The sequence below is a fragment of the Dehalococcoides mccartyi 195 genome (assembly GCF_000011905.1).
GTDB lineage: Bacteria > Chloroflexota > Dehalococcoidia > Dehalococcoidales > Dehalococcoidaceae > Dehalococcoides > Dehalococcoides mccartyi.
Genome location: NC_002936.3, coordinates 465,437 through 474,744, shown reverse-complemented (window position 1 = coordinate 474,744; position 9,308 = coordinate 465,437). Strand labels below are relative to the sequence as shown.

Sequence of the window (9,308 nt, the reverse complement as noted above, 5' to 3'; positions counted from 1 at the left end):
TTGAGATGGGAGGCATACAAATGGCCGCCACTTCAAAAGCACCGCCGGAAATACCGGCTATTGAAACCGCAGATTTAAGCCGCTCATACGGGCAGCTTCTGGCAGTGGAGAAACTTAACCTGAATATCCGAAGGGGGGAACTGTTTGCCCTGCTGGGGCCAAACGGGGCAGGTAAAAGCACTACCATAAATATGCTCTGCTGCCTGCTGAAACCCACCGCCGGAACAGCCCGGATAATGGGCTTTGATATAAATACCCAAAGCTACCAAGTCAAATCTACTATTGGCAGTTCCCCCCAGGAAACCGCCATTTCAGACCACCTTACCCCGGTGGAAAATCTGGAACTTTTCGGCAGGCTGAACGGGGTAGCCCCCGAAAAACTGAAGGAATGGATACCCCGCTTTCTGGAAATAATGGGGCTGGAAGACCGGGCCAAAAGCCAGGTACGCACCTTTTCCGGTGGCATGAAACGCCGCCTGAGCATAATGATGGCACTTATCCACAACCCGGATGTAGTCTTTTTAGATGAACCCACCCTGGGCTTGGACCCCCAGGTACGCCACGCCATGTGGGAATATATAAAATCCCTGAAGGGTCAAAAAACTATACTCCTTACCACCCACTATATGGAGGAAGCAGACCAGCTGGCAGACCGCATAGGCATTATGGACCAGGGCAAGATAGTGGCACTGGGGACACCGGTTGAGCTGAAACAGAGCCTCATAAAAGAGCCCACCATGAAGATACAGGCCTTTAATATTTCCCAGAAAATAATAGCCGATTTAAAAACTTTCTACCCCAAGGTGGAGTTCTCAGGCGGCACTCTTTCCGTTTCGGCGGAACACCTGGAGTTTAACGAGATAGTAAACCGGCTGCAAAATGCCGGGGCGGTTATCCGCTCTGCCCAGATAAAAGACCCCAGCCTTGAAGATGTTTATCTGAAACTGACCGGAAAGGAGCTGCGGCCATGAGATTCTGGCAACTGGGTATCCGCGCCCTAAAGGAAACTTACCGTGACCCCATGGCTCTTGGTTTCCTGCTGGGTTTCCCCCTTATGTTCATGCTTCTTTTCGGTTTTGCTTTCTCCGGCGAAGGCAGTGCCAGCTACCAGATTGGGGTAATAGATGAAGACCAAACACCCGTTTCAATTGCCTTTGCAGATGAAGCCCTGCCTAACGTACCCGCTTATGAAATCAGCTATATAAATACCCCTGACGAAGCCCTGACCAAGCTGAAACAGTCTGACATACGGGCATATATAATAATACCGGCCGGCTTCGGGGAAGAAGTAAACAAACTCTGGGCGGGTGAAAACGGCAATATATATCTGGACGTGACCTATGACGAAAGTGATATACAGGCCGCCGGTGAAATCCTCTCACAGCTGAACGCAGTTTGCCGCGCCTTTGCCAAAATAGAAATACCCCTGAGCATAAATGCCCAGCCGGTAAATATTGAAAACAAGATAACCAACATAGATTTTATCTCCCCCGGCATTATTGTATTCGGGCTGCTCATCCTTATCCCCACTTCCGCCAGAATAATGGTGCGAGATAAAGAAAAAGGATTTATGTCAAGAATGCTGACCACTCCCAGCCGTCCCGTGGACTTTATACTGGGGTATTCGCTTAGCATGACCTTTATCTGTATAATCCAGATAATATTTTTTATGCTGCTGGGTTACCTGTTTGGCATGGATATAACGGGTAATATAGCTTTGGCTTTCCTGATATTCTTCCTGACCGGGCTGTCCAGCATAGGTATCGGGATGGTGATTGCCGGTTTTTCCAAGAGCGAAAACCAGTCAGAATCTATCAGCTGGTTTTTCTCCATGCCGCTGGCCATGGTATCCGGCACCTGGTTTTCTATCCAGTTTATGCCGGACATACTCAAAGGGCTGGGATACGCCTTCCCCTACTCCCATGCCATTGAGGCATCACGCCTGGTAATCCTGCGGGGGGCAGATTTTTCGGCCGTAAGCAGTGAAATAGGCATACTGGCCGTCTGGACAGTAGCTATCTTCGCCCTGGGGACAATAATATTCGGAAGGACTATGCGCAGCTGATATGAAAGCAATTGAGTGGCGGGATAACCGCCTGATAATACTTGACCAAACCCTGTTGCCGCTGGAAGAAAAATACCTGGAACTAAATGACTACCACGCCGTTGCCGAGGCCATCAAGACCCTTAGGGTAAGGGGCGCACCCTCCATAGGCGTAGCCGCCGCTTACGGCATAGCTCTGGGGGCACTGGGCATAGAAACCCAATATTGCAGTGAGTTTCTGCCCCTTTACCAGCAGGTATCAGCAGAGATTGCCTCCACCCGCCCTACCGCTAAAAACCTGTTTATGGCGGCAGAACGCATGGACCATGTGGTAGCTTCGGGGACAGATGTTTCACAGGTAAAAATATCTCTGGTAGAAGAAGCGGTAAAAATCCACCATGAAGAAGAAGAGGCCAGCCGCAAAATATCCGCCTTCGGGGCGGAGCTGATACAACCCGGCTGGACCGTGCTCACCCACTGCAACGCAGGCCCGCTGGCAACGGCCGGTTACGGCACGGCTCTGGGGGTGATTATAGCCGCCCATCAGCAGGGCAAAAATATTTCTGCCTTTGCCACCGAAACCCGCCCCCTTCTTCAAGGGGCACGCCTGACCGCACTGGAATTGAAAGAAGCCGGCATACCCTTTAAACTGATTACCGACAGTATGGCCGGACACTTTATGCAAAAAGGGGTAATCAACGCGGTGGTAGTGGGGGCAGACCGTATTGCCAAAAACGGAGACACCGCCAACAAGATAGGCACTTACTCTCTGGCAGTGCTGGCGCTGGCTCACGGCATACCCTTTTACGTAGCCGCACCCAGCTCCACCTTTGATAAATCCATTGAATCAGGCCGGGATATAGTTATAGAAGAGCGCAAACCTGAGGAAATAACCCAAATAAGGGGGCAGCGCATAGCCCCGGAAAACATAGCAGTAGCCAACCCCGCTTTTGACGTAACTCCGGCTAACCTCATAACCGCTTTTATAACTGAAAACGGGATAATACGGCGAGAGGCTAAAAATTAGTCGCATCTGCCATGCTACCCGGCAGACTAACTGCCCAAAGACACATAAAACCTGAGGAGGTCTTTAAAATGGTAAACTACGCTAAAATAGGCGTTATCGGGGGGACAGGCCTGTATGATATTGAGGGGCTGACCGATATCCGCGAACATAGCCCGGACACCCCGTTCGGCAAACCCTCAGACACTATCGTTACCGGCAATTTGAACGGAGTAGGTGTGGCTTTTCTGCCCAGACACGGGCGGGGACACCGCATACTCCCCTCGGAAATCCCCTCCCGCGCCAATATATATGCCCTGAAAAGTTTGGGAGTGGAACACATTATCGCCATAAATTCAGTAGGCAGTTTTAAAAAAGAGGTCAAACCGGGGCATCTTTTAATACCTGACCAGCTGATAGACCGCACCAGCCAGCGCACCAATACATTTTTCGGCAAAGGAATTGTAGCCCATATAGCGTTCTCCCAGCCCTTCTGCCCGGATTTACGCAAACTCCTGTATGAATGCGCCAAGGAGGCGGGTGCCGATGTGCATAACGGCGGCACTTATGTAGTTATGGAAGGGCCTGCCTTTTCCACCCAGGCCGAAAGCCGCCTTCACAAAAGCTGGGGGGCAGATGTTATCGGCATGACCGCCCTGCCCGAAGCAAAACTGGCAAGAGAAGCTGAAATCTGTTACGCTATTATCGCCTGTGCCACCGACTACGATGCCTGGCATGAGGAAGAAGAAGCCGTAACGGTAGACAAAGTGATTGCCACCCTGCGCGGCAATATAAACCTTTCAAAAAATATAATAAAACTGGCCGTGGGGCGCATTGGAGAAGCCCGGAACTGCGAATGCAGCACCGCCCTTTCCAACGCCATCATGACTTCACCTGAGGCAGTGCCGAATACCCGTAAGCGTGAATTAGCTTTGATAATTGATAAATACATGCCCGCAGCGAGTGAAAATGACTAAAACTGATTTTCATTTTCTGCCTACCATGATAGGCAGTATGCCCCATACAGACCCGAAGGCGGCGGTGGATATTATTACCCATTACCTTCAGGATATACCCGTTTGGCCGCAGCTGCCCCGCAGAAGCTGCCTTGAAGGTATGTCCGCCCAGTTCAGCCAGGGGCTGCCGGGGGTAAAAATAAACCAGGACAAGGTGTGGATTGAACCAAACCCCAGTTTTGAGAGCGAACTGGAAAGCCTGTATCAGGCCTATCTGGATAATGATTTTAACAAGTTTCCCATAGGGGCGGAGTACGCCGCCGGGCTTTATGAGCTTGCTTCCCGCAATCTTTCCCCCCTGCTGGTAAAAGGGCATATAACCGGCCCGCTGACCTACTGCATGTCTATCAAAGACCCTTCGGGCAAAGATATTCTGTATGATGAAGTCCTTTCAGATGCGGCTACCAAGCTCCTTAAGCTGAAGGCAACCTGGCAGGAACATTTTCTGAGCAATATCTGCCGTAATACCATTATCTTTGTGGACGAACCGGCCATGAGCGCCTACGGGTCAGCCTACCTGCCTCTCTCCCGTGAGCAGGTTACCGGTATGTTTGATGAGGTTTTTTCAGGCATATCCGGCCTGAAAGGCGTACACTGCTGCGGCAATACGGACTGGTCAATTCTGATGGATACCAGGGTGGATATTATAAATTTTGACACTTATGCCTATGCAAATTCGCTGTCTATATATACTGATGAACTCAAAGCCTTTATAAAAAGGGGCGGAGCAGTTGCCTGGGGGATTGTACCCACAGATGAAAAAGCATTAAAAGAAGAAACTGCCGCCAGCTTGAAAGACCGTTTGGAAGCGGCCATGTCCCACTTTGACAGCCGCGGCCTGCCCTTTGCCGAGCTTGCCCGCCACTCACTTATCACCCCGGCCTGCGGTCTGGGCTTAAAAAGCCCCGAAGCGGCAGAACGGGCTCCCCAGCTGCTGGCTGAACTTTCCGCCCTGCTTAGAAGGAAACACGGAACAGTATGAACTGCGCAACCGAACTTAATAAAGTAAACTGCAACTGTACATATGAACCCTGCGAAAGGAAAGGCAAGTGCTGCCGCTGTATCTCGTACCATCTGTCCATGGATGAACTGCCCGCCTGCGCTTTTCCAGATAATATTGAAAAAACACATGACCGTTCCTTCAAATGCTTTGCCCGAATGGTCAGCAAGGAAAGCTGATGTCTGATTTGCCCTTGTATGCCCAGGCTATGCTGAGGCCTGACTTTTACCCTGAGCCTACCAGCAAAGTGGAGCTGGTGCAAACCCAGATGTCTTTTGTTTTCCTGACTGACCATTTTGCATATAAAACCAAAAAAGCGGTTAATCTGGGATATCTGGACTACTCTGAACTGTCAGAACGCAAAGCCCTGTCTGAAAAAGAGCTGGTCCTAAACCGCCGTTTGTGTGACTATGCCTACCTTGAGGTTTTGCCTGTTACTGAAAATGAGGGGGGTTATTCGCTGGGTGGATGTGGGGAGGTGGTGGAATATACCCTGAAAATGCGAAGATTACCCGAAGACCGCATGTTGATAAATCTGCTGTCAACCGGCGGTGTCAGCAGCGGAATGCTGGAAAAACTGGCTGAAAAACTGGCCGTTTTCCATCAAACCGCCAGAACCGATGCCGAAGTCCAGAAATACGGCAACCTTGAGGCTATTAAATACAATACCGAAGAAAACTTTGAACAGACCGGCAGTAAAGTCGGCCTTACCGTAAGCCCCGGAGAATACGCCCGTATCAGTTCTTTTACCCGCAGTTTTATCTCTGATAACCAAGCCCTTTTTAACGCACGGGTAAACGGGGGCAAAATACGGGACTGCCACGGAGATTTGCACGCCGCCCATATCTGCTTTATGGACAATATCTGCATATATGACTGTATAGAGTTCAATGACCGCTTCAGATACGGGGATGTAGCTTCCGAAGTGGCTTTTCTGGCTATGGATTTAGACCATTACGGCAGGGCTGACCTTTCCCGCCGCTTTGTAAACAGCTATATCCAAAAAAGCAAAGATACCGACCTTTATAAACTGCTCCGCTTTTACAAATGCTACCGGGCTTATATCCGGGGCAAGGTGGAAGGCTTTAAGCTGGATGACCCGTATATCTCCGAGGCTGAAAAAGCCAAATACGTCCAAAAATCCAAAAATTATTACCACCTGGCAGATTTCTACGCCAGCCCCAAACCCACCCTCTTTATAACAACAGGGTTTTGCGGCTGCGGCAAGAGTACTCTTGCCCAAAGTCTGGCTGAGGTATCCGGTTCGGTAGTTATTTCTTCGGATATTGTCCGCAAGGGACTATCAAATATAGATTGCCATCAGCACTGTTTTGAAGACGCTGACCAGGGCATATATTCGCCTGAGATGACTAAGAAAACCTATCAGGCCATGTTTGACCAGGCCGGTGATGCCCTGAAGGAAGGCTACTCAGTTATACTTGATGCCACTTTTTTAAAAGAAGACCAGCGAAAGCAGGCTGAAGAGTGCGCCGGCCAGAATAATGCCAAATTTGTGGTACTGGAAGTCAAACTTTCACCTGAGCTGGCTAAAAAAAGGCTTGAGGAGCGTCTGGACAAACAGAGCGTCTCTGACGGGCGCTGGGAAGTGTATTTGAAGCAAATTAAGTCATTTGAGCCTCTGGCTGTTCAACCAAATCGTGTTATAATTGATAGTTCTAAACCAACGGATAAACAACTTTCAGACATACTGGAGTTTTTTAAATCCAATCAAGGAGAATGAATTCGTAATGCCAAATTTTGATGTCAAGGATATGTCTCTGGCCGCGCTGGGCAAAAAACGCATAGACTGGGCTGGCCGTGAGATGAAGACCCTGTCCCTTATCAAAGAACGTTTTGAGCAAGAAAAACCCTTTAAGGGCATACGCATAGCGGCCTGTTTGCATATCACTACCGAAACCGCTAACCTGGGGCTGGTGCTAAAGGCAGGCGGTGCTGACCTGACCCTGTGTGCCTCCAACCCCCTTTCCACCCAGGACGAAACCGCCGCCGCTCTGGTAGAACACGGTATAAATACCTTTGCCATACACGGCGAAGACAACGAGAGTTACTACCGCCATATAGCTGCCGCACTTGATGCCAAACCCCAGCTGACCGTAGATGACGGGGCTGATTTGGTGGCTACCCTGCACAGCCAGAGAACCGAACTTTTGTCCGGCATACTTGGCGGTACAGAGGAAACCACCACCGGCGTTATCCGCCTTAGGGCTTTGGCTGAAAGCGGCAAACTCTGCTACCCTATCATTGCGGTAAATGACGCCAAAACCAAATATATGTTTGATAACCGCTACGGCACCGGCCAGAGTACACTGGACGGGATTACCCGGGCTACCAACTTTCTCTGGGCATCCAAGACTGTGGTAGTGGTGGGTTACGGCTGGTGCGGACATGGGGTTGCCATGCGTGCCAAAGGCTTGGGTGCGCATATAATCGTCACCGAGGTTGACCCGGTAAAGGCACTGGAAGCAGTGATGGACGGCTTCAGCGTAATGCCCATGGCCGAAGCTGCCAAAGCGGGTGACATCTTCATAACCGTTACCGGAGACAAGCACGTTATAGATGCTAACCATTTCAAGCTTATGAAAGACGGGGCAACCCTGGCCAACAGCGGCCACTTCAACAGCGAAATAAATATCCCCGCCCTGGAAACCCTTGCCTGCGGCAAGGAGACTATCCGCCCCTCGGTTGAGGAATATAAAATGAAAGACGGGCGGAGGATTTACCTGCTGGGTGAAGGACGGCTGATAAATCTGGCGGCTGCCGAAGGCCACCCGGCCGCCGTAATGGATATGAGCTTTGCCAACCAGGCTCTGTCACTGGAATATCTGGTAAAAAACCACACCAAGCTGGAAAAGAAGGTTTACGCTGTGCCTGAAGAAATTGACCGGGCAGTAGCGGCCACCAAGCTTTCCTCCTTGAACGTAAGTATAGATACCCTTACCGAAGAGCAAATAAAATACCTGTCCAGCTGGCAGGAAGGAACTTAAGGAGAAACGATGTCTCAGACTTTTGGGAATTCTTCAAAATATCTTTTTACCTCGGAATCAGTTACCGAAGGACACCCGGATAAGATTTGCGACCAGATTTCTGACGCAGTTCTGGACGCTATCATAGCCAAAGACCCCAATGCCCATGTTGCCTGTGAAACCGCCGTAACCAATGGTCTAGTGGTAGTCATGGGTGAAATAACCACCAGTTGCTACGTGGAAATACCCGAACTGGTCAGGGGGGTTATAAAAGATATAGGCTACACCAAGCCCGAATACGGCTTTGATGACCGCACCTGCGGCGTACTCACTTCTATTAACCGCCAGTCTCCTGATATAGCTCTGGGAGTTAACAAATCTCAGGAGGCCAAGAGCGGGCAGGTAGATGAACTTGACCTGACCGGCGCCGGTGACCAGGGAATGATGTTTGGTTATGCCTGCACCGAAACCCCGGAATATATGCCCCTGCCCATTTCTTTAGCCCACCGCCTGAGCAAGCGTTTGTCTGAAGTACGCAAAAACGGCACGCTGGCCTACCTGCGTCCTGACGGCAAAAGCCAGGTAACAGTGGAATACCACAACGGAGAGGCCAAAAGGATAAGCAGCGTGGTTATCGGCGCTCAGCATGACCCGGATGTAACTACCGAAAAAATTCAGGCAGATATTATCCGGGAGGTTATCAAACCTATTATCCCCACCAACCTGCTAGACGAAAATACCGAATATTATGTAAACGCCACCGGCCGCTTTGTAGTAGGCGGTCCGGTTTCTGACACCGGTTTTACCGGACGCAAAATCCTGGTAGATACCTACGGCGGTTTTGCCCGCCACGGCGGCGGCGCTTTCTCCGGCAAAGACCCCACTAAAGTAGACCGCTCTGCCTGCTACATGGCCAGATATATTGCCAAAAATCTGGTAGCGGCCGGACTGGCAGACAGGCTGGAAATTCAGGTAGCTTATGTTATCGGGGTTGCCCACCCGTTGTCAGTTTCCATTGAGACTTTCAACACCGCCCGCATGAGCCATGAAGATATCCTGTCCATTATCCAGAAACACTTTGATTTGCGGCCGGAAGCTATTATCCGTAACCTGGGGCTTCGCCGCCCTATTTACCGCCAGACTGCTGCTTATGGCCATCTGGGACGCCCGGAACTGGACCTGCCGTGGGAACGGCTGGATAAGGTAGATGCCATAAAGGCCACTATGGAATCCCTAAGCGTATCCAAGTAAAAAATATTTA

General features: G+C 50.4%; 9 protein-coding genes. All 9 read left to right on the top strand.

The window, feature by feature from the left end; genetic code table 11:
• Nucleotides 1-20: 20 nt before the first annotated feature.
• The 9 genes from DET_RS02780 (at nucleotide 21) to metK (ending at nucleotide 9,298) form a co-directional block, all read left to right on the top strand.
• Nucleotides 21-971: a daunorubicin resistance protein DrrA family ABC transporter ATP-binding protein gene (locus DET_RS02780; RefSeq protein WP_010936297.1), complete on the top strand. Its 951-nt coding sequence runs from the start codon at nucleotides 21-23 to the stop codon at nucleotides 969-971.
• A complete protein-coding gene (locus DET_RS02775; RefSeq protein WP_010936296.1) occupies nucleotides 968-2,065 on the top strand; it encodes an ABC transporter permease in 1,098 nt (365 codons plus the stop codon). Before DET_RS02780 ends, DET_RS02775 begins: the two co-directional genes overlap by 4 nt.
• Before the next feature lies 1 nt (nucleotide 2,066).
• Nucleotides 2,067-3,071: an S-methyl-5-thioribose-1-phosphate isomerase gene (gene mtnA, locus DET_RS02770; protein WP_010936295.1), complete on the top strand. Its 1,005-nt coding sequence runs from the start codon at nucleotides 2,067-2,069 to the stop codon at nucleotides 3,069-3,071.
• A gap of 68 nt (nucleotides 3,072-3,139) precedes the next feature.
• Complete coding sequence (mtnP, locus tag DET_RS02765; protein WP_010936294.1) at nucleotides 3,140-4,024, top strand: S-methyl-5'-thioadenosine phosphorylase; 885 nt, start codon at nucleotides 3,140-3,142, stop codon at nucleotides 4,022-4,024.
• Complete coding sequence (locus tag DET_RS02760; RefSeq protein WP_010936293.1) at nucleotides 4,017-5,045, top strand: methionine synthase; 1,029 nt, start codon at nucleotides 4,017-4,019, stop codon at nucleotides 5,043-5,045. Before mtnP ends, DET_RS02760 begins: the two co-directional genes overlap by 8 nt.
• Nucleotides 5,042-5,242: a DUF6485 family protein gene (locus tag DET_RS02755; RefSeq protein WP_010936292.1), complete on the top strand. Its 201-nt coding sequence runs from the start codon at nucleotides 5,042-5,044 to the stop codon at nucleotides 5,240-5,242. Before DET_RS02760 ends, DET_RS02755 begins: the two co-directional genes overlap by 4 nt.
• Entirely contained in the window at nucleotides 5,242-6,804 is a 1,563-nt protein-coding gene (locus tag DET_RS02750) for an AAA family ATPase (protein WP_010936291.1), read from the top strand. Before DET_RS02755 ends, DET_RS02750 begins: the two co-directional genes overlap by 1 nt.
• 7 nt (nucleotides 6,805-6,811) lie before the next feature.
• Complete coding sequence (gene ahcY, locus DET_RS02745; protein ID WP_010936290.1) at nucleotides 6,812-8,068, top strand: adenosylhomocysteinase; 1,257 nt, start codon at nucleotides 6,812-6,814, stop codon at nucleotides 8,066-8,068.
• 9 nt (nucleotides 8,069-8,077) lie between these two features.
• Nucleotides 8,078-9,298 carry a methionine adenosyltransferase gene (gene metK / locus DET_RS02740; protein WP_010936289.1) on the top strand — a complete coding sequence of 407 codons (1,221 nt, stop codon included), beginning with the start codon at nucleotides 8,078-8,080 and terminating at the stop codon, nucleotides 9,296-9,298.
• Nucleotides 9,299-9,308 lie beyond the last annotated feature (10 nt).

What these genes read in the sequence shown, in the direction of transcription:
- DET_RS02760 (WP_010936293.1), top strand. Translation starts at nt 4,017, where the DNA reads ATGACTAAAACTGATTTTCATTTTCTGCCTACCATGATAGGCAGTATG.
- ahcY (WP_010936290.1), top strand. Translation starts at nt 6,812, where the DNA reads ATGCCAAATTTTGATGTCAAGGATATGTCTCTGGCCGCGCTGGGCAAA.
- mtnP (WP_010936294.1), top strand. Translation starts at nt 3,140, where the DNA reads ATGGTAAACTACGCTAAAATAGGCGTTATCGGGGGGACAGGCCTGTAT.
- DET_RS02750 (WP_010936291.1), top strand. Translation starts at nt 5,242, where the DNA reads ATGTCTGATTTGCCCTTGTATGCCCAGGCTATGCTGAGGCCTGACTTT.
- mtnA (WP_010936295.1), top strand. Translation starts at nt 2,067, where the DNA reads ATGAAAGCAATTGAGTGGCGGGATAACCGCCTGATAATACTTGACCAA.
- DET_RS02755 (WP_010936292.1), top strand. Translation starts at nt 5,042, where the DNA reads ATGAACTGCGCAACCGAACTTAATAAAGTAAACTGCAACTGTACATAT.
- DET_RS02775 (WP_010936296.1), top strand. Translation starts at nt 968, where the DNA reads ATGAGATTCTGGCAACTGGGTATCCGCGCCCTAAAGGAAACTTACCGT.
- metK (WP_010936289.1), top strand. Translation starts at nt 8,078, where the DNA reads ATGTCTCAGACTTTTGGGAATTCTTCAAAATATCTTTTTACCTCGGAA.
- DET_RS02780 (WP_010936297.1), top strand. Translation starts at nt 21, where the DNA reads ATGGCCGCCACTTCAAAAGCACCGCCGGAAATACCGGCTATTGAAACC.